We start from the raw sequence: 370 nt of genomic DNA, 5'->3' as shown, positions 1-370 counted from the left end.
ACGCCGTCACGGCACCCGTGACGCCCGCCCTCCCCCCGGCCGCCGAACCGGACCACTTTGCCGACCCCGTCACGGTGGGCCGTGACGGGGAAGACACGCAGGTCAACACCCCCGCGGACGACTCCGAACCGGATGGCGTCACGGCGGGCGTCACGCCCGTGACGCTCGACCAGCTCGCGGCCATCGCACGAGTGCCCACCCCGCTGATGGGGGAAGCGCTCACCGACGAACAGATCGTCGTCGTCCTCAGGTACCTGCGCTACTCGGACGACCCGCCGCTGTCCTACCGGCAGACCGCCACCGGGTTCCGCGAGTCCGGGTTCACCGGCGGCGAAGCCCGCATCCGGGCCGCCTGGGCCACGCTCATGGC

General features: G+C 72.7%; 1 pseudogene. It reads left to right on the top strand.

The features are described from left to right. Positions 1-370 (top strand): annotated as a pseudogene (locus LG634_RS37640) (hypothetical protein); the annotation flags it as partial.

The organism is Streptomyces bambusae, assembly GCF_020532645.1.
Lineage (GTDB): Bacteria > Actinomycetota > Actinomycetes > Streptomycetales > Streptomycetaceae > Streptomyces > Streptomyces bambusae.
The sequence above is the reverse complement of the archived record's forward strand: the minus strand, read 5'-3'. Positions and strand labels throughout refer to the sequence as shown.